Origin of the sequence: Streptomyces sp. V3I7, assembly GCF_030817495.1 — a bacterium.
In the GTDB taxonomy this organism is placed as follows: domain Bacteria; phylum Actinomycetota; class Actinomycetes; order Streptomycetales; family Streptomycetaceae; genus Streptomyces.
The window spans coordinates 5,700,070-5,721,042 of record NZ_JAUSZK010000001.1; the positions used below are offsets into that span (position 1 = coordinate 5,700,070).

23 protein-coding genes and 1 pseudogene are annotated in these 20,973 nt (G+C 67.4%); 8 read left to right on the forward strand and 16 right to left on the reverse strand.

The features are described 5' to 3' along the window. Positions 1 to 955: 955 nt before the first annotated feature. The 3 genes from QFZ74_RS30500 to QFZ74_RS26375 all read right to left on the reverse strand — a co-directional run bounded on the left by QFZ74_RS30500 (position 956) and on the right by QFZ74_RS26375 (position 3,887). Positions 956 to 1,243: a hypothetical protein gene (locus tag QFZ74_RS30500; protein ID WP_373462439.1), complete on the reverse strand. Its 288-nt coding sequence runs from the start codon at positions 1,241 to 1,243 to the stop codon at positions 956 to 958. A 137-nt stretch (positions 1,244 to 1,380) separates the two neighbouring features. Then, the gene (locus QFZ74_RS30505; protein WP_373462499.1) at positions 1,381 to 1,896 is read right to left on the reverse strand and encodes a GTPase domain-containing protein; all 516 of its coding nucleotides are present in this window, start codon (positions 1,894 to 1,896) and stop codon (positions 1,381 to 1,383) included. 107 nt (positions 1,897 to 2,003) lie between these two features. Then, positions 2,004 to 3,887, reverse strand: coding sequence for a GTPase (locus QFZ74_RS26375; RefSeq protein ID WP_307623325.1), 1,884 nt, complete (start codon positions 3,885 to 3,887; stop codon positions 2,004 to 2,006). A 499-nt stretch (positions 3,888 to 4,386) separates the two neighbouring features. On the opposite strand from QFZ74_RS26375, the gene QFZ74_RS26380 reads away from it, so the two are divergent. Then, positions 4,387 to 4,785, forward strand: coding sequence for a hypothetical protein (locus QFZ74_RS26380; protein WP_307623326.1), 399 nt, complete (start codon positions 4,387 to 4,389; stop codon positions 4,783 to 4,785). Between the two features lie 594 nt (positions 4,786 to 5,379). Here QFZ74_RS26380 and QFZ74_RS26385 read toward each other — a convergent pair. Both QFZ74_RS26385 and QFZ74_RS26390 read right to left on the reverse strand, forming a co-directional pair. Then, complete coding sequence (locus tag QFZ74_RS26385; RefSeq protein ID WP_307623327.1) at positions 5,380 to 6,135, reverse strand: hypothetical protein; 756 nt, start codon at positions 6,133 to 6,135, stop codon at positions 5,380 to 5,382. A 9-nt stretch (positions 6,136 to 6,144) separates the two neighbouring features. Then, a complete protein-coding gene (locus QFZ74_RS26390; RefSeq protein WP_307623328.1) occupies positions 6,145 to 7,242 on the reverse strand; it encodes an RHS repeat-associated core domain-containing protein in 1,098 nt (365 codons plus the stop codon). Positions 7,243 to 7,308: 66 nt separating this feature from the next. On the opposite strand from QFZ74_RS26390, the gene QFZ74_RS26395 reads away from it, so the two are divergent. Further along, entirely contained in the window at positions 7,309 to 8,058 is a 750-nt protein-coding gene (locus QFZ74_RS26395) for a transposase family protein (protein WP_307623329.1), read from the forward strand. A gap of 182 nt (positions 8,059 to 8,240) precedes the next feature. Here the strand turns inward: QFZ74_RS26395 and QFZ74_RS26400 are convergent, their stop codons facing one another. From QFZ74_RS26400 to QFZ74_RS26425, 6 genes and pseudogenes are all read right to left on the reverse strand, one after another. Further along, complete coding sequence (locus QFZ74_RS26400) at positions 8,241 to 8,486, reverse strand: transposase (RefSeq protein ID WP_373462500.1); 246 nt, start codon at positions 8,484 to 8,486, stop codon at positions 8,241 to 8,243. Between the two features lie 9 nt (positions 8,487 to 8,495). Next, positions 8,496 to 9,109: pseudogene (locus QFZ74_RS26405) on the reverse strand (IS3 family transposase); the annotation flags it as partial. After that, positions 9,106 to 9,405, reverse strand: coding sequence for a transposase (locus QFZ74_RS26410; RefSeq protein WP_373462440.1), 300 nt, complete (start codon positions 9,403 to 9,405; stop codon positions 9,106 to 9,108). The gene QFZ74_RS26410 and the pseudogene QFZ74_RS26405, both read right to left, overlap by 4 nt. Further along, a complete protein-coding gene (locus QFZ74_RS26415; RefSeq protein WP_307623332.1) occupies positions 9,323 to 10,153 on the reverse strand; it encodes a hypothetical protein in 831 nt (276 codons plus the stop codon). The genes QFZ74_RS26410 and QFZ74_RS26415 overlap by 83 nt, the downstream gene beginning before the upstream one ends. Next, complete coding sequence (locus tag QFZ74_RS26420; RefSeq protein ID WP_307623333.1) at positions 10,087 to 10,485, reverse strand: DUF6531 domain-containing protein; 399 nt, start codon at positions 10,483 to 10,485, stop codon at positions 10,087 to 10,089. Before QFZ74_RS26420 ends, QFZ74_RS26415 begins: the two co-directional genes overlap by 67 nt. Further along, on the reverse strand, positions 10,476 to 11,030 hold the full coding sequence (locus QFZ74_RS26425) for a DUF5954 family protein (protein ID WP_307623334.1): 555 nt from the start codon (positions 11,028 to 11,030) through the stop codon (positions 10,476 to 10,478). The genes QFZ74_RS26420 and QFZ74_RS26425 overlap by 10 nt, the downstream gene beginning before the upstream one ends. A gap of 424 nt (positions 11,031 to 11,454) precedes the next feature. Between QFZ74_RS26425 and QFZ74_RS26430 the strand changes: the two genes are divergently transcribed. From QFZ74_RS26430 to QFZ74_RS26455, 6 genes are all read left to right on the forward strand, one after another. Beyond that, positions 11,455 to 12,624 carry an ATP-binding protein gene (locus tag QFZ74_RS26430; RefSeq protein ID WP_307623335.1) on the forward strand — a complete coding sequence of 390 codons (1,170 nt, stop codon included), beginning with the start codon at positions 11,455 to 11,457 and terminating at the stop codon, positions 12,622 to 12,624. Beyond that, a complete protein-coding gene (locus tag QFZ74_RS26435) occupies positions 12,621 to 13,022 on the forward strand; it encodes a roadblock/LC7 domain-containing protein (RefSeq protein ID WP_307623336.1) in 402 nt (133 codons plus the stop codon). The genes QFZ74_RS26430 and QFZ74_RS26435 overlap by 4 nt, the downstream gene beginning before the upstream one ends. After that, positions 13,019 to 13,396 (forward strand): DUF742 domain-containing protein, encoded by a 378-nt coding sequence (locus QFZ74_RS26440; RefSeq protein WP_307623337.1) that lies wholly within the window; start codon positions 13,019 to 13,021, stop codon positions 13,394 to 13,396. The genes QFZ74_RS26435 and QFZ74_RS26440 overlap by 4 nt, the downstream gene beginning before the upstream one ends. 40 nt (positions 13,397 to 13,436) lie before the next feature. Then, on the forward strand, positions 13,437 to 14,012 hold the full coding sequence (locus QFZ74_RS26445) for an ATP/GTP-binding protein (protein ID WP_307624284.1): 576 nt from the start codon (positions 13,437 to 13,439) through the stop codon (positions 14,010 to 14,012). Between the two features lie 54 nt (positions 14,013 to 14,066). Then, positions 14,067 to 15,419: a cytochrome P450 gene (locus tag QFZ74_RS26450; RefSeq protein ID WP_307623338.1), complete on the forward strand. Its 1,353-nt coding sequence runs from the start codon at positions 14,067 to 14,069 to the stop codon at positions 15,417 to 15,419. A gap of 305 nt (positions 15,420 to 15,724) precedes the next feature. After that, positions 15,725 to 16,894, forward strand: a complete 1,170-nt coding sequence (locus QFZ74_RS26455; protein ID WP_307623339.1) for a tryptophan dimethylallyltransferase family protein — start codon at positions 15,725 to 15,727, stop codon at positions 16,892 to 16,894. A gap of 78 nt (positions 16,895 to 16,972) precedes the next feature. Here the strand turns inward: QFZ74_RS26455 and QFZ74_RS26460 are convergent, their stop codons facing one another. The 5 genes from QFZ74_RS26460 to QFZ74_RS26480 all read right to left on the reverse strand — a co-directional run bounded on the left by QFZ74_RS26460 (position 16,973) and on the right by QFZ74_RS26480 (position 20,835). Beyond that, on the reverse strand, positions 16,973 to 18,265 hold the full coding sequence (locus tag QFZ74_RS26460; protein WP_307623340.1) for an NAD(P)/FAD-dependent oxidoreductase: 1,293 nt from the start codon (positions 18,263 to 18,265) through the stop codon (positions 16,973 to 16,975). Positions 18,266 to 18,455: 190 nt separating this feature from the next. Continuing rightward, entirely contained in the window at positions 18,456 to 18,623 is a 168-nt protein-coding gene (locus tag QFZ74_RS26465; RefSeq protein ID WP_307623341.1) for a hypothetical protein, read from the reverse strand. Then, complete coding sequence (locus QFZ74_RS26470) at positions 18,605 to 18,862, reverse strand: DUF5110 domain-containing protein (protein WP_373462501.1); 258 nt, start codon at positions 18,860 to 18,862, stop codon at positions 18,605 to 18,607. The genes QFZ74_RS26465 and QFZ74_RS26470 overlap by 19 nt, the downstream gene beginning before the upstream one ends. A gap of 33 nt (positions 18,863 to 18,895) precedes the next feature. Then, entirely contained in the window at positions 18,896 to 19,234 is a 339-nt protein-coding gene (locus QFZ74_RS26475; RefSeq protein WP_307623343.1) for a TIM-barrel domain-containing protein, read from the reverse strand. A 320-nt stretch (positions 19,235 to 19,554) separates the two neighbouring features. After that, positions 19,555 to 20,835, reverse strand: a complete 1,281-nt coding sequence (locus tag QFZ74_RS26480; protein WP_307623344.1) for a wax ester/triacylglycerol synthase domain-containing protein — start codon at positions 20,833 to 20,835, stop codon at positions 19,555 to 19,557. Positions 20,836 to 20,973: the final 138 nt, after the last annotated feature.

Consider the following 20,973-nt stretch of genomic DNA (forward strand, 5'->3'; position numbering starts at 1 on the left):
CAGCCGATACGCTCTCACCGGGAGCCCGAATCTCACCCGCGCCGCGCTCTGCACCAGCACCCGGGACGGCGGCAACTGCGAGCTCGCCGTACTCGCCGCCAACACAGCGCCGCTGCTTCCCGAACAGGGGCGCATCACCTCACTCGCGAGCCTGACGGGCCGCACCATCCGGCCCTTCCAGTCCACCGGTCACACGCTCGTCCTGCTGGGCGCGAAGACGGACAGCGAAGGCCTGCACGTCTCTCTGGCGCACCCCCAGCCCCTGCCCGTGGTGATCAGCACGTCTCCGGACGGTTCACCGGGTTCTTGGACGCAGACCGGAACCATTCCGGCGGGGGCGGCGGCCTGTTCCTTCCCGCTGCCCGAGGTTCCTGGTGCGGCGGTTCGCGCCACGTGCGCCCGTCCTGACGGCACCACCGCCGAATCCGCCGTCGTCTTTGTGTACAGCCCCGTGCACTGCGCACGGCGCCACAGCGCCGACAGCGGTCCCCGGCTGAGATACGACTACACGGCGCAGACCCTGTTCGCCGACGAGCGTGCCGCACGCCGTTTCGAAACCGATTTGCTGCGCCTGCGCGAGCTCACCGCCGGAACGTCCGCTCTCCGGGTGAGCCCGGCGGGAGACACGACAGCGGGCTCGGTGACATCGAGCGGCGTCGACCGCTGGGACGCCTACCTCGCCGACTGCCGCCGGATGATCGGGGCGCCGTTGACAGATCTGGCGTTCGGCACCTCGCCGCTCGACCTACCGCAGGCACCCTCGTCGCGGTGGATCGTGTCGGCGGTCACCCTTGGCGTACGGGAGGAGGACGGCGAGGAGCACGAAGACGAGACGGAGGAGGTGGACCTCCCCACCACGAGCAAGCCGCTCGCCCCGTACGTCGCGCCAGAGCAGCGTGCCCGTTGTCGCGCCTGGGCCCAGCGCTGGGTCGGGGCGCTCACGGGCCCTGACGGTTCAGCCGCAGCACCGGTTCCGGTCCGGCTGCTCGTGGCCAACCTGTACGTCCAGCTCCTGGCCGCCGGAGTCTGGGACGAGCAAGACCAGAGCTGGCGCGACGGACTCAGCCGCCTCCTCGAAGCACTCGGTTCCGAAGACCTGGCGGGCGAGGCGGACCACGATGCTCCGCCCGAGACCCGGCGACGGCTGGACGCGGTGGCGGCCGTGGTGATGACACTGCTCGTCCAGGACGCCACGTTCACCGGCGGCGGCGAGCACGACGTACTCGCGGCCCGCGCCTGGCACGGCGGCAAGGCGATGATCGCGCGTGCCGAGCCCGCCGAGGCGGAGGACCTGATGATCCCGCCGGAACGGGCGCTCGCCCGCGTCGCGCCCTGGAGCGAGGTGGACAGACTCATCGCTCTGGCGCAGGAAGACGACCCCTACGCGGAGGTGGTCGAGGGGCTCACCGCGGCCGGCTGGTCGGTCGCGTGCGAGGACGGGCTCTGGGAGATCGCGGGCTCCTTCGGCAATCCGCTTCCGGCTTCACGGACCTCGGCCTCCCGCACTCCTTCGGCCGCGCGAAGGCTGCGGCACTTGGTGAGCACCACAAGCAACTGCGGCGCCTTTCGCAGATCCTCGGTGACGTGCCGCAGGTGTTCGACCAAGCGATCATCGAACAAGTCAACAGTGACGGTGAACAACACAAGATCTGCGGAGCGCAGAGCCTCCTCCGCGCGTTCGTCGTGCTCCGGCCGGCCCGCCTGCACGCCCGGGGTGTCGACCAGGTCGACCATGCCGTCCCAGTTGAAGACCTCGACCCTGTCCGTCGTGACCGCCGAGCCCCTCGGAACCTGATACTTGCCATCCGTGAGTGCCTCGATCAAGGTCGACTTGCCGCTGCTGTACTGCCCGGTGAGGACCATCTGGGGACGATGGTGTTCATCCACTGCCAGCATCCGCTGGAGCCTCGACGCATCATCGGGTCGAAGGTTTCGGATCAGCTCGACGAGCCGCTCCGAGAGGTCGCGCGTCACCGCGGGGGCGGAGTGATACAGAAGGTGATTCACGTTGGCACGCTCCTGGGTGCGCTTGGTCGGACAATCTTCACCGGGGTGCCCAGGTGGTCAGACAGGGTTGCGGACCATGCCGCCAGTACCTGGTTTGGCGCTGGAGCAGTGGTGGTAACGATGGTGCCGTCGGGGCTACAGCGAATGAAGGCCGGTACCCCTTCGGTCAGGCCGAGGACGTATGACATCGCGGACGCGCCCGGCAGGTCAGGTGACGGTGTGCGCCCGAAGGCCAGGAATTCGGGCGAGGACGGCGGGAACAGCCGTGTATCTGCTAGAGCCTCATCAGGCACCTCAACCAAGATGCAGACCCCGGGAAGCCGGGTCACCTTCCCAACGGACGCAGCTAGGCGAGGCCGGCCGTCTACGCGCAGCAGGCAGCGGACCGTCTCGTGGTCGAGGGTGGAGACCGCGGAGTCAATCACCTGCTGCTGACTAGCCAGAAGGTCGGCCACGACCAACGCGGCGGCCTCGGCCTCTGCGCGTCGCACGTGGGAATTGGTGAGTGTCTCCAGAACCCGCGCGATGGTCCCAGACACCTCGACCAGCACCTGGGCCTCCAGCTCATTGAGGACCTTGCTGATCTCGGTCCGCAGCAGATCGCGGTTCGCCTCCAAGATTTCCGCTCTGCTCGTGAAAAGTGACTGGACCTTCTTGCGCACCGGAGTGACGAGGAACGAACCGAGGCTCATGACGACGGCGCCGACGACTGTGCCGGCTGGACCTGCCAAAGAACGCACATACGCGCCAAGCGCCATGGAGGCGAGCGCTCCGCCTGCCCCAACCGCAACCCCGGCTGCTTTCTGCTTCCACAGCCCCCTGAAGTCACGCATTCCGCTGACCTTAAGGTGCGGGCGGACAGCCGTCGTCCATTCGTGCTCGACGGCGACAGACGCTTCCTCGATCGCTCGCGCGAGGTTGCTGAGCCGTGCTTCCAGCCTCTCGTCGAGTTCGGCGACCAAAGCGGCCTGTTCCGTGTCCCATTGCTCGACGATCTGCGGGCCGAAGTCAGTGACGTTCTGGGGCCACCCCTGCCGTCGGCCGACCAGGCGAACAACGTCGTCCTCCATCCTCTGCATGCAGGCGTCGACCAGGCGTACGGTCCGTCGTTCCTGGTCTTCGCGCATCCTCCGGCCGACATCGACGATCTCTCGGGTCTCCCGCTCCACAGCGGCGAGAGCTTCGCTCAACGCCTGTGCCTGCGAGCGAACCTCGTCGGCCTCGCGCAGTACCCGCCGGGCGGTGCGGCGCTTGCGGCTTTCCTGTTCCAGGACGGCGAGCAGGGCGCTAAGGCGGCTCGCTTCCCAAAGGTCGGCACCGTAGTCGCCGTCCGCCCGCGCCTGGCGGGCGGCCTCGGCATGGAGCATTACCTCGGCGACGGGGCGTACGGCGGCAGCGGATAGATGGGAACGGATCATCTTGAAGTGACCCTCGTGCTCGGCGAAGACTGAATCCGGGTCCTCCAGGAACTCCTCGTGGTCCAGATCGTCCACGAGTGGTTTGCGGCAGTTCAATGCCACAACGACAGGCTTACCGCGCGATGCCACGGCACGTAGCTCCTGTGCAGTCTCCTCCTGAAAGGAATCGTTGCTCGCAACCCACAGCACGAGGTCGGCACCGGGGACCTCAGCCATCGCTTGGGCGACGTCATCCATACCGTCCCTGGCACCCACTCCAGGAGTGTCGACGATCTCAACGTCGTGCAGGTCCACCGCCGGGGCCGCGAAGACGTCTCGCGAGTACCGCTGCCGGCCGTCCCCAATCCGCTCCACAGACCCGCCGGTGAGCGCCGCAAGGAGGGTACTCTTGCCGGCCATCGTCCGCCCCATCAGGACGATCCTCATCGGCGCGCCGACTGGCGGTGCGTCGGTGACCTCCACTGACATAAGGAAGTCGATAAACTGCCTAGTCGTCTTCTCTGCCGAGGCCCCGTCCTGAGACAGCCGGTGAACCTCTGCCAGGGTCGCTCGGCAGGCAGCGACTGCCTCCGCATGCGTGGGAGAGGGGTTATCGCAAGGCGGTTCGGGACCGCGCAACTGGTTCCGAGCGGCAGGACTCCAGCCGTGCCTGTTCTTGCTCGTCAATCGCCCCCCTTGAAGCGCACCTGTCCCCTCGAAGGGTGTCGTGCCAGCGTCATGTTAGGCCGTATGAAGTGCGGTACTTGCGGTGCCGGGCCTGCCCGGCCGGGTAGGTTCCCGGTTTCGCGGGTGGTGTCAAGGTCGGCCGCTGCGCGGTCGCTTCGCGAGCCTTAACACCGCCCGTTTGAACCGAGAGTGATCGGCCTTCTCTCCGGGCGGGCCCGGGGAGAAGGCCGCGGGACCGGGAACGAAAGGCCGGGGCCTTGCACGCAAGTTACTGCGGATTGCCGCCAGGAGGACCGTGAGCGGTAGTGCCGCAATCGCGGGTACTGCGGTCGGGCTGGACGTTCACGACCGATCGACCGTGGCCTGGGCCCTGGACGGCCTCATCGGCGAGGTCGTCGCCGAACACCTGGTCCCCGACACTGCGGCGGTGGTGGGCTGGCTGGAGTGGTTGCCGGGCCCGGTGGCCGTGGCCTACGAGGCCGACTCGACAGGGTTCGGCCGGGTAGCTGGTGGAACGCTTTTGAGGATCTTCGTCTTTTTCGACTTCGAAGACGGCATCAAAGGACGACCGTACTTGCCGTCGCGGTCGCGAAGCTCCCAGGTCAGGGGCGCAGGTAGCGGGATCACCGCGACACGCATGCATGCATGTGCATATTGCTGGGGAGTGATCTTGCGTCCGACGGGATGTTCGTGAGTATTTAGGCACGCTGTGCCTGGCCAGGGGATTTCGTGAACGACCCACTTTATTAATGCCAACGGAGTGCTGGTCGGGAGTGATCTCGACCAGCACTTTGCGTTGTGCGGGGTGGTAGGTCATGCGGAGCCCGAGTGCTCTGTACAGGCGGTTCTTCTGGGCTGTGTCAGCCGCGCGCAGGAGATCGGCGAGGTCGCCGGCTGCGTCGACCAGTTCCCGAATGCGATCACGGGACAGCACAGCCGGTTTGCGGGCGCTCGTCTGAGCGGTGGCACTGGCGCGGCGGGCTTCGGTCTCGGCGATCCACTGGGCGACGGTGGCGGAGGCGGCGGCGCCGGAGTCGAGTAGAGACCGGTAGCGGGGATCCCGCAGGGTCCGGTCATCGTCCGCTATCGAGGCGATGATGCGCGGTGGAGTGGGAAGACGATGACTATGGAGGGGAAGCGCGTGAGCGGCGCGATGGTCCAAAATGAAGAATCAGTTCTCGATCTACTGCGCACGCCGCCGACTGGCCAAGGTGTACGACCCTCAATTGTGACGAAGGACGCCTATCTTCCGCTAGGCGAACTCCTCCCCCGGAAATCAAGGCATCACTCAAGACGCGTGCCATTCGATGAACCGGTCGATGACCGACTGGAGCACGTCGATCCTCTGACGGTCTTCCACTTCGTTATGGAGCGTTTGGGAGAGATCTCGAAGACGGCGCCACGCGTCTTCGTCACCGTCCTCGATTGCTTCCACTTCTGAAGACATGGTCATCGCAAGGGTGCGCTGCAAGAGGGATCGAGTTGATTCAGCCGGCGCTTCGGGTGCCGGCATTTCCCAGCTTGCCGTGAGATAGCGTGCCGGATCGACCAGGAGCCACCCGACCATCTTCCCCTGGGTGAACAGCAGGTCGAGGTCAGGTGCGACGGTGAGGCGAAGGCTGCCAGCGTCGGCAGGTGCCGCTGAGCCTCGGAGGCAGACCAGGTGCGTGGCATCCGGGGCCACCCAGTACGAGGTGGTTTGCGGTGCAGAGAAGTTCGCATTTGTCGCGGTGCTCAATGTGCCTCTGATGCGCCGGACATGCTCCCAGCTCTGTGCCACCGAGTCCGGTGTGGCGGCATCCTGCGGCAGGTACAGGCAGAGGCTTTGCAACTCGCGGTCATTCACTTCGAATCGCAGGTCGTCGTCCTCGGACCAAAGCCACTGGGCGCTGCCGAAGGTGGAGGCCAGTTCTGCTTCTTTTTCCTGCTGATCCGCATAGGCGCCGACTGTGACGAAAGGACCGGCGAGGACGAGCCGGGGTGTGTGCGCAAGTCCGCCCTCCACGATCTGCGCGCCGACCGAGTCGGTGATTTCGACGTCCAAGAGGGGCCCTCAACGAATCTGCTTGGCAGGAGGCATGGTTGTGCCGCCTGTTCCCGGGATCTTGCCGTTGACGATGTCGTCGTGTGTGACCGGTGGTCCAGGGTCTGAGGGAGAGCCGCCGAGCGCGTCTGCTCCGCTGTCGCCCTTGACGCCGGATGGTCCGTATCCGGTGATGACGTCGCCCGCACCTGCGCCGGCACCCTTGGCCACGACGATGTCCTCACCCTGCCGGAAGATCAGGTTACCCCTGCCTCCTTCGGACAGGTACACAGCATCGGGGTCCTTCAGAATCTCGAGGACCCGATCATCTCCGAAGTGCGGGTGGTAGTTGGTCGCCTTCCGTATCTTCCCCTGTTCGGCATGGTCGATAATCTTGTCGGCTGCTTTCTGTGCCCGCTCTTCGGGACACTTCGCAAGGCCCAGCGGGTCCGACGACACGAGGGGGGAGGATGGATAAGCGAAGGGGTTTTCACCCGCGTTGAGGCCGAGGGGATCCGGAGAGATGTATCGCCCGCCTTGGGGGTCGTAGTAGCGCTGGTTGTTGTAGAAGAGGCCGGTCTCATGGTCTTCGTATTGGCCCGGGAATCTAAGGGGGTAGTCGATTCCGTCGCTTCGCTCCCGGAGAGTGGAACCCCAGAGGGATTGAGCGCGTCTCCAGGCGATCATTCCGGGAGGAGTGACGAGCTCTGTGGGTGCGCCCACGAGATCGGTGATGATCGCGTGGAACTCGGCGTCGAAATCCGCTTGTCCGTTGCGAAGTTGCTCGGAGGGTGAAGAGAAGTCGGCACGAGCGTCGCTGGCGTACGAGCGGCACATTCGCGTGGTCTGGGTCAGCGGTCGGTGACCGCCGACCTCGTAATCCCACGTAGTGATGTGCCCGGTTGTATCGGAGCGTTCAGCGAGGCGCGTGCCGTCCCATGCGAAGTCGGTCGTTTCGGTAGTGCCGTCGGCCGCCAGGTGGTGCTTGGCCACGCGCCGTCCGATTGGGTCGTAGGCGTAGCGCCAGCGTGTTCCGTCGGGGACCTTCACCTCGGTGAGGCGGTCCTCGGCGTTCCAGTGAGCCTCTTCGAGTTGGCCACCGATCGGGTGATGGGCCGTGTAGCGCAACGAGCGAGGCCCCCGGGCTGTTGATCGAGATGTCTGACGTCTCAATCACGTTGCTCGGGGGCCTCGTTGGTCATCCATGCTGCCGCACTCGACCTGCCGCATGCACTCGTGGAGTGGGTCACCATGCTGATCATCACCCGTGAGGACGACCGGCGCTGCAAGCTTCGTCCGTCCCAGCGCGCGATGGTGGCACTGGTGTACCTGCGCGAGCACACCACTCTTGCGAAGATCGCCGCCGGGTTCGGGATCAGCGAGTCCACCGCCCACGCCTACACCAGCGCGGTCATCGACCTGCTCGCCGAACGTGCACCAGGCCTCCTGAAGACGCTGCGCGAGCACGAACCCGAGTTCGTCCTGCTTGACGGCACCCTCGCCGAGTGCGACCGGGTCGGCGACGGCCGGGCCGACTACTCCCACAAACACCGGCGCCACGGCGTGAACGTGCAGGTCGTCACCGACCCCGGCGGCCAGTTGCTGTGGCTCTCGCCCGCCCTGCCGGGCCGCACCCATGACCTGACTGCCGCCCGCACCCACCGGATCATCCGGATCTGCGAACGCCAAGGCGTTCCCATCCTGGCCGATCTCGCCTACCAGGGCGCCGGCCCATGGCTGACCACCGGCATCAAACGCAGGCCCCTGCAGGAACTCACCCCCACCGAAAAGTCCCGCAACCAGGCACTGGCCGCAGCGCGAGCGCCCGTCGAACGCGGCGTCGCGAGGCTGAAGTCCTGGCGGATCTTCCGCAGGTCCCGGTGCAGCCCCAACCGCATGACGTCAATCGCCAAGGCCATCCTCACGCTGGAGCGGCAACGCTGAAGAAGCTCAGTGATACGTCCAGCGTTTCGTCTGCCCGTTGAGGAGCTTTCAGGCGCGTTTGATGAGACGGCCTTGAGAGTCGTACGTGTAGCGGGTACGGCCGGAGCGGTGCAGCAGCGTGCCCGTCGCCTCCCACGTGCCGTGAGCTTGTTCCGCTTTGACGGACACCATCGGTGTGGTGGTCAGGCTGCGAGTGCGGTCTCGTATTCGGCGGGACTGCGGTAGCCGAGGCTGCTGTGCAGCCGGTGCAAGTTGTACCAGCCCTCGATGAAGTCGAAGATCGCGGTGCGGGCGGCGGTCCGGCTGGGCCAGGGGCGCGTGTCGAGCAACTCCCGTTTGATGGTGGCGAAGAAGGACTCGGCGAGCGCGTTGTCCCAGCATTGTCCGGTGCGGCCGACGGACAGGCGGACGCCGAACTCGGTTGCCAGGGAAGCAAATTGCTGACTGGTGTATTGACAGCCACGATCCGAATGAAAGATCACTGGCCGGGCAGGGCGACGCTGACGACAGGCCTGAGAGCGTCCGCGACCAGTTCGGTCCGCAGGTGGTCGGCGGTGGACCAGCCGACCACGCGGCGGGAGGCGATATCGATGACGGTGGCCAGATAGAGCCAGCCCTCGGCGGTGGGAATGTAGGTGATGTCGCCGCACCAACGGGTGTCGACGCCGTCGGGGTCGGGAGCGAAGTTGCGGACGATGAGGTCGGGCCGGGCGGCGGCTCGCGGGTCGGGGATTGTCGTCAGTTGCCGTCGCCTGCGGTGCCGGCCCTGCAGCCCGGCGTTGCGCATGAGTCTGCCGACGCGACGCCGGCCGCAGTCCTCGCCCTGTCGCTGCAGGACGGCGTGGATGCGCGGGGCCCCGTAAGTTCCGCGGGAGTTCTCGTGGACTTCGGTGATCATCTCGGTCAGCTCGGCATCGCGGACCGCCCGCGGACGAGGCCTGCCACTGCGGCGGGTGTAGAAGGCGGCTCGGGAGACCTGCAGCAGTTCACACGCGCGCTTGACGTTGTGACCGTCTCGCTTCTCCGCCTCGATGAACGGGTGCACCGTCACCGGGTCTGCTTCGCGAAGAAAGCCGTGGCCCGCTTGAGGATGTCGACGTCCTCGCGCAGTCGGCGGTTCTCCCGGCGCAATGCGGCCAACTCCCCGCGTTCGCTGCTGGTCAGCCCGTCGCGTTCGCCCGCGTCGACCTGGGCCTGGCTGACCCACAGCCGCACCGCGGTCTCGGTCAGGTCGAAGTCCTTGGCGACCTGACCGACCGAGCGGTCACCGCGCCGGCACAGCTCGATGATCTCGGCCTTGAACTCCGGCGTGACCGAACGGCGAGGCCGAGGCTTCTTCTTCCCCATGCTCTCCATGATGGACATCCTTCCGGGGCAGAACCCCTGATCTCGGATGTCCGTCAAAGCGGATCAAGCCCACCTTTGCGTGCCCTGCCTCGTCGTAGGCGTACGAGGTCATGGCGCCTGCTGGGTCAGTGACGGTGAGGAGGTTGCCGCGCTCGTCGTAGCTATAGCGCCACGTGACGCCTCCGGGGCGAGTCGTCAGCGTGGGGAGGTTCAGCTCATTGAAGGCCGTGTATGTCGTGCTCTCGTCAGGGAAGCGCACGGTGACAAGGTTGCCTGCCTGATCGTGCTCGTAGTGAGTGGTGTACCCCGAGGCGTCGGTGACCGCGGCGACGTACTGGCCGTCGACAGTCCAGGTCTGACGGCTGGTATTACCGAGCGGATCGGTGATGGCGAGGAGCTTGCAGCGCTCGTCGTACTCGTACGTGGTCGCGTTGCCCAGGGAGTCGGTGTAGGTCGTGGTGCGCTGTTCGGGCTGGTAGCGGAAGCCGCCGGACCACATGCCGTCGGGGCCCAGGGTGCGTAGGACGCGGCCTGCATGGTCGTAGACGTAGCCGAAGGAGACGCCGTTGCGGTCGGTCCAGGTGGTGATGCGGTCGTCGGAGTCGTATGTGTAAGTGAGCGGCTTGCCCGAGGAGTTGACCTCGCCGACGAGGTTGCCGACCTCGTCGTACTCGAACTGCATTAGCGTGGTGCTCGGACCGTCTGGGCAATCCGGGTCGAGCAGGCGCAGGCCGGTGATACGAGCCACGTGGCAGTTCGGGCTGGGGTGTGAAGGTGAGGGTGTGCCCGGTTTCGGGTTGGTGGATTTGGTAGCTGCCGTTGGCCGGGTTGTGGTGCAGGGGCCAGCGGGCCGTGCTCGGGCAGGGCCGGCCCATCGTTGTCGGGGTGGGGGTACGACAGGAGTTGACCGTCGGGGCCTGCGTAGACGATCCCGCGTTCGTCTATTTCGAGGTGCTGGTCGAGGGTGGAGGCCCACGACGTCCCGAACCAACCACCGGCACGGTAGTTGGAGAGGTGGGTGCGGGTGAGCCGGAGCGGCAAGGAGGCGGCGAGGTCGACGTCGGTGCGGGTCAGGGACATCTCTCCGGTGGCGATGTCGACCGGCTCGCCTGCCTTGCACTTGTCGCCGTCCTTGCGGCAGACGTCGTTGGGGCGGTTGTCGGTGTGGTCCCGTCCCTTGTCGGCCCGGCGGATTTCACGCATCCGCTCGGCGAGACGACTGGGCCGCAGCGGACGTATTCGTCGCCGCGCACGATGCGATGGCGGATGCCGAGCACGGTGAGTTCGCCGATCCGCTCGCAGCCCAACCGGCGTACAGCGGCGAGGAGTTCACGGCGCTGGGCCACGGTGTCGGCTTCGTCCTTCGCCTGGAACCACAGCAGCGAATTCAGTGCGTCCTGGGCTTCCTGCGGGGTGCCGTCGGTCGCCTCGGACACCAGGCGCCAGCGGGCGTCGGGTTGCGGGCCGAGTGCGGCCACGCCGAACACGGGACCGCGCGGCCACACAAAGGGGCAGCGGGCCGAGGCGTCGAGCGCGTCCATCTCGCGGACCAGGGCCACCGGGTCGTCACGACGCAGGAGTTCGGCTGTGGCCCGATCCAGTCGCCGCTTCCAGTCATCGCGCATGTGCGCATTGTGGCCGCAAGTGGTGCGGTGTCGGGTGGTTCAGGAACGCCGCGAGCCGTTCCATGCGCCAGGGGCAGCGCCCGGACGTGCCGCGCCTCGGACCTGCGGGGCTTTGCCTGACGGTGGTGCCGGGCAAAGCCGTGCGCGGCGGCCGTCGCCTCCTCGCCCACCACACGCCCCTGGGCCGGCTGGCGTGGAGGGGACGCGCCCATGCCAATGTTCTTCTGTGAACACTCTTTTGACGGACAGTCATATGTTCTCGCGGTGATACGATCACCGCGCTTGCGGAGCGGGCGGATGAGTGCAAGACGGCCTCTCCGACCTCTGGGGCAGCCAGGGCGGTGACCTGGTACGGCCGGTCCGCCGATCCACTCGTAGGGACGGGAACCCCAGCAGCTCGCGTCAGTCGCCTGAAGAGAGTCTTATGACGGAATACATACAGAACCCAGTGCTCTGGGCTCTCCTCGTCGTCATCCTCGTCGCAGTCGCCGTCATCGTCCTCCTGCGGAGGGTGGCATCGCTTCAGCGGCAGGAGATGGACGGGCTGAAGAGCCATTACGCCGATCTGGAGAACCGCTACTCACAATCAGTTCAGGCAGCCCAGGAAGAAGCAGAAGAAGCCACCAAAACGGTCCTCAAGTCCGCGATGCGGACGCTGCAGGGTCTCGCCGCCGAGCAGCAGCTGATCATCTCCCAGCTGCAGACCAAGTACGGCGAGTCGGTCATCCTCCATGACCTCCTGGAGATCGACCACGCCAACTCGCAGTTCGGTCGGCGCGCCCAGTCCATCGCCGTGCTGTGTGAAGGCTGGCTGGGGCGGCAACGCGACATCGCCTCGGTGTACGACGTGGTGCGCAGTGCGCAGGGGCGGGTCCGGCACTTCCGGCGCGTGGAGATCCTCTCCCAGGTGGACTTCGGCATCACCAGCCGAGCCGTCGAACCGGTGGCGCTGACGCTCGCCGAGCTGCTCGACAACGCCACCAGTTACTCCAGCCCGGACACCGTGGTCGAGATCAACATCCGGACCGTGCCCAAGGGCATCGTCATCGTCGTGGACGACGCCGGTGTCGGCATGAACGACGAGGAGCGGTCCCGGGCCGAGAAGCTCCTGTCGAGCGAGCGGGTCTCGGGTGTCTCGGGGCTCGGCAACCCGCCGCAGTTCGGCTTCGCGGTGATCGGCGTCCTGTGCGAACGCTTCGGCTTCGAGGTGTCCGTGGACTCCACCTCCCCCTATGGAGGTGTGCGCGCGGTCGTCCTTGTACCGCACGACCTGCTCACCGGCATGCCGGAGCCGAAGGCGCCGGCCCCGGCCACCGCCGCCGCGGCCGCCCCGGGTTCGGGCGGCCCCGAACCTACGCTGGCCACGTCCTCCACCGCCGACGGGCTGCCGCGGCGACGCCGCAAGCGGCCGATGGCCATCGTGCCGGGCAGTGCCCCGGGCTCCCGCACTTCGGGCCGCTCCGGTGTGGAGACGGCGGCGATCATGGGCGCCTTCCAGCGGGGCACGCAGTCCGGCCGGGCCGCACAACCGGACACCGCGGACGACCAGACGAGCACACGTGGTGCTAGCAGCGAAGGGCATGAGATTTCGTGAATGACGATCTGTCTTGGATGCTCGACAGCGCCCTGGAAATCCCCGGGGCCCTGCACGCGGTCCTGATATCCGCCGACGGTCTGTTGATGGCCCGGACGAAGGACTTCGACAAGGACAACGCGGACCGGGTCGCCGCGGCGATGAGCGGCGTGCAGTCGCTCAGCCGCTCGATCGGGTTCTTCTGTGAGGACCCCCGTCAGCGGTGGCGGCAGACCCTGGTCGAGTTCGACGGTGGCTGGGTCTTCCTGATCTCCGCCGGGGAGGGTGCCTACCTGGGTGTCTCGGCCAGCCCCGACGTCGACATGGCGGACATCACCTTCCGGATGCAGCAGCTCGTCGGTCAGTTGGGCAAGGCGCTGACAGCGGCGCCACGCGAGAACCTCGGCGCCCACTCATGACCGGACGCGACGAGTGGGGGGCCGAGGCCCCGGAACTGGTGCGCGCGTATGTCATCACCAAGGGGCGCGGCCTGCCCGACGAGGCACAGCTCTCCTTGATCACCCTGGTCACGGCCGTGGAGGACCACGAGCAGCGGCCGAATCGACTGTCTCCGGAAGAGCAGCGGCTGCTGGAACTCTGCGCCGCCGGCTATCTCTCGGTCGCCGAGATCGCGGGGCATACGCGGCTGCCCCTGGGCGTGGTGAAGATCCTCCTCGCCTCCCTCGTCGAGGGCGGTTACCTCATCGCCCGCCCGCCCGTGGCGTGCGCCCCTCAAACCGACAAGCAGATCCTGGAGGAGGTACTGCATGGTCTCCGGGCCAAGTTTGGGTGAACGGTCCAAGGACCGCTCCGATGAACGTCTGGACGAGCGTCTGGACGAGCAGGCGTACGTCCGCGGCGGAGCGACGCAGACCGCGGTGAAGATTCTCGTCGTCGGACACTTCGCGGTGGGCAAGACCACGTTCATCGGGTCGATCTCCGAGATCGATCCGCTGTCCACCGAGGAGACGATGACGCGGGCCGGGGAGACGGTCGACGATCTCAAGGGAGTCGAGGGCAAGACCACCACGACGGTCGCCATGGACTTCGGCAGGCTCACCGTCAGCGAGCAGATCGTGCTGTATCTGTTCGGAACGCCCGGCCAGCAGCGTTTCGTACAGATGTGGGAGGACATGGCGCGCGGCGCGCTCGGGGCGCTGGTGCTGGTGGACCCGGAGCGACTGGCGGACTCCTTCGCCGTGATCGACCTGATCGAGAGTTACGGGCTCGACTACGCCATCGCCGTCAACCACTTCGACGGTACGACGCAGCGCGCGGAGCAGGCGTTGCGCGAGGCGCTGGACCTGCTCGACGACACCCCCGTCGTCACCTGCGACGCGCGTGACGAGAAGTCGTCGGCCGAGGCACTGATCACTCTCGTCGGCCATCTGCTGAATCGCGCTCGATAGGACACCAAGCGGGGCCGGCCGACCGGCACCCAATAGCACCCTTTAGGAGCACAGTTGGACGCTCAATCCCCCGCCCCGGTCCCCCCGCCCGGGTGCCCGGCCCACAACTCCGGCGGTCAAGTTCCGCTGCACGGGCCGGAGTTCGCGGCCGATCCGCAGGCGTACTACGAATACCTCCGCCACTACGGGCCGACCGCGCCCGTCGAGCTCGCTCCCGGCGTGGAGGCGACCCTCGTCACGGACTATGCGGCCGCGCTGCAACTGCTGCAGGATTCCGGGGCGTTCCGCAAGGACGCGCGCCGCTGGCGAGCCTTCAACGAAGGGAAGGTCGCCCCGGACAGCCCGGTCGTGCCCCTGTTGGCGTACCGGCCCAACTGCATGTTCAGTGACGGCGCGGAACATCTGAGGCTCCGTCAGGCCGTCACCGACAGCATGGCCCGCGTCGACTCGCGTCGGCTGAGCCAGCGCACCGAGCAGGTCTCCAACTACCTCATCGACCAGTTCTCCACGCGCGGCTCGGCCGACCTGCTCGGCGACTACGCCAAGCAGCTGCCGCTGTTCGTGTTCAACGAACTCTTCGGCTGCCCCGCCGACATCGGCGACCGGGTGCTGTTCGGCATCTCGGGGATGTTCGACGGCGTCAACGCCGAGAAGGCAGCCGAGGTGCTGTTCCAGGCCGTCGGCGAACTGGTGGCACTCAAACGGAGCAAACCCGGCGAGGACGTCGCCTCCTGGCTGATGCAGCATGAGGCCCGGCTCACCGACGAGGAGATGGTCCATCAGCTCGCACTGCTGCTGGCGGCGGGCACCGAACCGCTGCGGAACCTCATCGGCAACACCCTGCACCGGCTCCTGTCCCACGACGCGTACGCCCATCGGGGCGGCCTGATCGACGAGGCCATCGACGACACACTGTGGGAGAACCCGCCCATGTCGAACTTCGCGCCGCACTATCCGGCGGCCGACATGGAGTTCGCCGGGCAGAAGCTGCAGGCGGGCGAACTGGTGCTGGTCAGTTTTGCGGCGGCCAACACCGGCCCGGCCCTGGCCGCCGCGCGGCAGGCGGGCAGTAACCGGGCCCACCTGGCGTGGAGCGCGGGTCCGCACGCCTGCCCGTCCAAGGAACCCGCTCGGCAGATCACCGTGACGGCCGTCGAGAACCTGCTCAACCAACTGCCCGACGTCGAACTCGCGGTGCCCGAGGACAGCCTGGCCTGGCGTCCGGGCCCCTTCAACCGGGCCCTGGTCGCGCTGCCCGCCCGATTCACACCGGTCAAGCCGGTGCGGCGGCCGAGCCGGTCGGACGACCGTACCGAAGCGCCCGCCCGCGAGGAGCAGTCCGGTGCGGCGCGCGCGTCCGAACGCGGCGGGCTGTGGAGTCAGTTCCTGACCTGGCTGGCTAGGTGATTCACACAAACCTCACCAATTCCCTCCCGTCGCATGAAGATTCAAGCGCAGGGGTAGTGAGCAATGCGGTATCCGTGTTGATCACGAGGGAAAGGACGTGTCGTGGACGATATATCCACCGACGCTGCTTTCGTTTCGAGCTCGGCCGCATTGCTCCGCCCCCGGCCGAACGCACGCCGGCGGTATGCCAACCCCCCCTCCATAAAGGCCCAACTCCACAGACTGCACGGCCAGATACCCGCCTCCCCAGGCGGGTATCTTCTTGGCCGCTCCAGTGTGCGTTCCAGCGTGCGCGGGGAGGGCCGATGACCCCCTCCTGGTCGATCGACCGCACGATCGGGGCCCCATCGAAGACCCAGACGCTCGGCCACTTCACGACGGGCCAACTCCTGCGGCTGTGCGACGTCGCCGGACTGGCGCGCGAGGATGCCGAGACCTATGCGCGCGTCCTCGGCGCGGCACTGGCTCCCGTCGACCGACGGCCCCTGGACCTTCCGCCGCCGTTCTCGACCTTCCTGTCCGACGACCACACGCCGGTGGAGTTCTCGCTCGCCCTGCAGCCGGGCACGGCACCGGCAGTGCGCGTCCTGCTGGACCCGGGCGGCGGCGCAGGCGGCCTGGCCCACAGCGGCCCGCGGGGACTGCGCGTCGTCCGCGCGATGGCCCGGCACTGGGACTTCGCCACCGACCACCTCGACGCGTTGGAGGACCTGTTCTTCCCTCCCTCTCCCGCGGGGCCGCTGGCGCTGTGGTGCGCACTGGAACTGCGTCCCGGCGGTGTCCCGAAGGCCAAGGTGTATCTGAACCCGGCGGCGTCCGGGCAGACACGTGCCGCCGCAACGGTGCGCGAGGCACTGCGCCGGCTCGGCCACCGGCATGCGTTCGACGCGCTGCCTCAGGCCGACCGCCACCTTTTCTTCTCCCTCGACCTGGGCGACTGGGAAGATCCCCGAGTGAAGATCTACCTCGCGCACCACGACCTGTCGGCCGCGGAGGCGGCAGGCCTGTCCCGCACGGACGGCGGACCCGGACATGCCGAGATCGAGGCGTTCTTCCGCATCGCGGCCGGGTATGACGCCGACCCCGCCGACCTCGGGGCCATGGACGGGCACGACCCGCGGCTCGGCCGCCGGCCCGTCCAGTCCTGCCACTCTTTCACGGAGACGGCGAGCGGCCTGCCCAGCGGCTTCTCCCTCTACATCCCGGTCCGGGACTATGCACGGCACGACGGGGAGGCCCTTGACCGGGCGGTGGTCCTGCTCCGACGTTACGGCATCGACCCCGCCCCGCTCATCCAGTCACTGGCCGCCGTCACCTCGCGGCAGCTCGAGGACGGGGTAGGGCTCATCGCCTACCTGGCGCTCGCCCACCAGCAGGGCAAGCCGCCGCGGGTGACCGTGTACATCTCCTCGGAGGCGTACGCGGTCAGGCCACCGGTCGCCGCACTGTCCCCGCAGGCCGAAGCCGTGCACTGAGACTCCCTGCCCCGAGCGGCGAAGCTCCCCCTGCCGACCGGCAGCGGGAGCTTCGTGCATGAACCGCCTCCACAGGGCCTACGCCACCCGCGACAACTCTCGCCGATAAGGGCCGACATCGACCTGGATGGAGGCACCCTCGGTTCGCCCGTAGCGCTCCACGATGCCGTCCAGGTACGCGCTGATCTCCTTGCGCATGACATCCGCGGACGGCAGGGCGACGTCGCCGGCGACGATCCCAGCCACCCACTGCGACTGAGCCTCCACGAGGCGTGTGATCGAGCCCACGGGGCGGATCAGGCCGACGAAGTACAGTCCGGGCCGATCGGGTGCGACGACGCGCTTGTACAGTTCGACCGTCCCCTGCGGACCTATCGGGCATCCGGCGGGAAGGAAGGGGAACGCCATGCGGAAGCCGGTGCAGTAGACGATCGCGTCCGCCTCCATCGAGGAGCCGTCGGTGAAGGACACCTTGCTGCCGCCCAGGGAGTCGATCGCGGACTTCGGGGTCACCGCGCCGTGCCGTATCAGGCTGAGGATCTCGTCCGAGATGGTCACGGCCGAGGAGAAGATCGGGTGGTCGGGCTCCGGCAGGCCGTAGTTCGACAGCTTGCCGCGCGCCACGAGCAGCGCCTGCTCGACGAAGCGGCGCTGCTCGGGGAAGGACATGCTGTTCCACCGCGGGGCTTCGGCGATCAGATCCACGGGCATGCCGAAGAGCTGCTTGGGCACGATGTGCAGCCCCCGGCGGACGGAGAGCACCGTCTGTGCGGCATGCCGGGAGACGTCCGCGGCGATGTCCACCGCCGACGCGCCGAGCCCGACGACGATCACGCGCTTCCCGGCGAAGTCGCTGCCGTCGCAGTAGTCCATCGAGTGCAGAATCGTTCCAGTGAACGAGTCGGCACCCAGCGGCAGCGGGTTCGGCAGAGCCGGCTCCGAGTGGTGACCAGAGGCGACGATCACCTGCTCGAAACTCCGTACCGCCACCGCCCCGTCCGCGTCCCGGCTGGCGACCGCCCACGCCCCGTCGGAACCCTGCCGTACCGCGAGCACCTCGGTACGCAGCTCGACATGGGGCAGCAGCCCGGCCCACTCGGCGAAGGACCGCAGATAGGCGGCGACGTCGCTGTGCCGTGGGTAGAGGGGAAGGTCGGACGGCATCGGGAAGTCGGTGTACCCGGTGAGCTGTTTGGCGCTGTTCAGATGGAGCGCCTGATAGGCCGGGCCCCGCTCCCCGGCTTGTGGCTGACGCCAGATCCCCCCGACGTCCGGGGCCTTCTCCAGACAGACGAGCTCGATGTTCCTGGCCTTCAGAGCATGTGCGGCCGCCAGACCTGACAGACCCGCACCGATCACGCACACACGCACAGTTCTCTCCTCACAGGACAGACACCAGCCTTTTGCGCACCGGCAATTGACTTCCCAGGCGAACATCGCCTCACACCAGCAGGCCCGGCAGCCCGTCTGACTGTCTGTTGTCACACCGGCTTCACACCGGCTGTCACACCGGTCTCCGAGGACGTCGTTCTTGCCGGGGAGAGCGGCCTTGGGAGCCCTCCTACCGACCCGCGCCCCCGCGGACCAGCTCGACCGTGGAACCGCGATCCGTGGAGACGGACGCGGTCTTGATCTCCACGGCGCCGGTCGCGGCATCGACGTACCAGCCCGACTCGGCCGATGCGAGAGCCTCGGCGTCGTCGAAGCGGGTCAGCGGGACGTGGTCCATGACGACGCTGTCCCGGGGGCCTGGCCGTGCACGGTCAGGCGGTACGAGCGCGCCGCTGGCTTGCCGGTGTAATCACCCACGCTGGCACCGACCTTGACGACGGTGGCCGCCGCGTCGGAGCCGGAGCCGCCGGACGCGTGCACCTGGACCCGCTGGGTGGCCGACGAGCCCTGTGTGAACTTCCGTGTCACAACGGCGTCTTCGTACAGCGTGTAGTCCGAGTCGTCCTGCGGATAGATGCCGTAGTCGAGTTCGCTCTTGTCGGGGGTCTGTCAGGACAAAGTCCCCTTGGGGCACATGGGGATGATGGCACCGCCCCGGACGAAGACCGGGAGGGTGTCGAGGGGCGCCGAGTAGCCGTTGACGGTGGTCGGGCCCTGGTACATCCTGCCCGTCCAGTAGTCGGTCCAGGTGCCCTTGGGCAGGCGGATGCCGCCCCGGACATCGGTGTCGCTGTAGACCGGGGCGACCAGGAAGTCCGGGCCCGCCCGCCAGGAACTCGTACCTGGCGTTCGGCCCGAGCGTCTGCGGGTCGTCGGGGTAGGCGAGTGACAGCGGCCGTACCGGTCCGACGCCCGTCTTCGTGGCCTGGGCCGACAGGGTCTTGCCATGTCCCGCGCCCAGTATCGGACTTCACTCTTACTGGTGATGGACGAGGTACTTTCAGAGCAGTGCTTTGCGGGATAGCGGCAGGCATTCCGCCACGTCCATGCAGCGGCGGCTACGGAAATACCAGTTCGTCGGTGGCCCATGGCCGGTTGGTGAATGGTTCAACTCGGACCTCGGACACCATCAGTTTTTCAACGGAGTGCTGGTCGGGAGTGATCCCGGCCAGCACTTTGTGTTACCGCAGCCGAGTCGGTAGGGCATGTGCAGTCCGAGCTCCGCGTAGAGCCGGTGAACGCCTCTCAGCATTCGACGAGTTACTCGCTCATGCCGCAGGCGGGTCGGTTGATGCTGCCCTGTGCAGTGTGTCGCGCCAGCGTTCGTGGAGCATGTCCATGTCCGGCAGGGCGGAGTCGGTGATGAACAGGGCGCTGGAGCGGTCTTGGTAGGTGATGAGGAGGATGGAAGCTGGCGAGCCGGGAGAAATGGCTGTCAGAGGGTCGATGGCGGTGACGGGATCAGTGCGGAACGAGAGGGGGTTGCGGACAGTCAGGTTGGAGCAGAAGACGCTGGCGCGTTGGGGGCTCAAGAGGGTCTTGAAGGACTTCTGAACGAGCCACGGAGGAGTCCCGGAAGCGATCCGACGGACGGCTTCTCGGTGTGGTGAGGACTTCAGAAGAGCGGTGGCGTGGACGGTCGTACGGAGATACTGCGGCAGAGGTGTCCCCGTGCCGGGCAGCGTGAAGCGGCCGGCGCTGACATGGTTTCCGGGCGCGTCAAGAGTGGCTGTGCTGCGCGTGCTGATCGCTACCGACAGGGGGATGCCGTCGGTCGGGCTGGGGTGGTGCTGCGCGGTCCAGCGCAGCAAGGTGTAGCCGAGAGTGGCGATGTAGGCGTCGTTGCAGGTTCCGGCGAGGGGACGCGTCAGAGCGCGCAGCAGGTGGCTGGGGACGGCGGCCCAACGGAACGTGCGTTCGGTGGAGTGCCCGTGTTCGGGGTGCGGCCACAGTCCCGTCTTGGTGCTGGCCTGTGCGATGACTCGTGCGGCAGCGGCCTTTTGACGCAGGATGGGCCGGGGCGGGTCGGACAGGTGGCGGATGGCTGCTGAGCACTGGTCGCGCGGGATGGTGGTGGGGCTGAAGAGGGTTTCCAGGGTGTGGATGAATCCGCCCCCGTCCTGCAGCCCGTGGCTCACTCGGTAGAGGACGGCATAGCGGTCGGGGGCATCTGCGTGCAGCAGCGTCAGGTCCCAGAGCGGCTCGCCCGGGGCGAAGGGGGCCCTGGCCAGTTCTCGGACGACATCGTGCGTGCTCCGGCCGGCGGGCACGGTCTGACTGCGGATGTGATGGCCGACCTCGGGGCGAACCCGGTGCCAGCGGGCTTGTAGCCCGCGCCCCTTCATGGCTAAGGACAGGGGCGGAACCTGGTCGAGGCGTTGGAGGACATGCTCCGTCAGTGCCTGCAGAGGCGGGGGCGTGCCGCGGAAGTGAAGCAGCGCTCCGATGACCATCGAGGGGTCGTGATAGAGCAGGGAGTCCAGAGGTGACGGGCGTCCGTACCGGAGAGCGTCTCCCGGATCGCGCTCGCGATGGGTGCTGAGGGACATGATGCCTCCGATGCGATCCGGCATCTCGTGGACAACGGGGTCAAGTGGCGGGCGAGGCACGCCGCCTTCCGACCGTGGCACCGGGGCCAGGCGCGCTTCCGCCGCTGGCGCGACGCCGTCGGCGCCGGAAGCCGTCGG

Excerpts from the sequence above, each read along its gene's own strand:
- QFZ74_RS30505 (WP_373462499.1), bottom strand. The coding sequence starts at position 1,896 with ATGCTGGCAGTGGATGAACACCATCGTCCCCAGATGGTCCTCACCGGG.
- QFZ74_RS26410 (WP_373462440.1), bottom strand. The coding sequence starts at position 9,405 with ATGGGGAAGAAGAAGCCTCGGCCTCGCCGTTCGGTCACGCCGGAGTTC.
- QFZ74_RS26420 (WP_307623333.1), bottom strand. The coding sequence starts at position 10,485 with ATGTCCCTGACCCGCACCGACGTCGACCTCGCCGCCTCCTTGCCGCTC.
- QFZ74_RS26425 (WP_307623334.1), bottom strand. The coding sequence starts at position 11,030 with ATGCGCGATGACTGGAAGCGGCGACTGGATCGGGCCACAGCCGAACTC.
- QFZ74_RS26430 (WP_307623335.1), top strand. The coding sequence starts at position 11,455 with ATGACGGAATACATACAGAACCCAGTGCTCTGGGCTCTCCTCGTCGTC.
- QFZ74_RS26440 (WP_307623337.1), top strand. The coding sequence starts at position 13,019 with ATGACCGGACGCGACGAGTGGGGGGCCGAGGCCCCGGAACTGGTGCGC.
- QFZ74_RS26455 (WP_307623339.1), top strand. The coding sequence starts at position 15,725 with ATGACCCCCTCCTGGTCGATCGACCGCACGATCGGGGCCCCATCGAAG.
- QFZ74_RS26465 (WP_307623341.1), bottom strand. The coding sequence starts at position 18,623 with ATGGACCACGTCCCGCTGACCCGCTTCGACGACGCCGAGGCTCTCGCA.
- QFZ74_RS26475 (WP_307623343.1), bottom strand. The coding sequence starts at position 19,234 with ATGGCAAGACCCTGTCGGCCCAGGCCACGAAGACGGGCGTCGGACCGG.
- QFZ74_RS26480 (WP_307623344.1), bottom strand. The coding sequence starts at position 20,835 with ATGTCCCTCAGCACCCATCGCGAGCGCGATCCGGGAGACGCTCTCCGG.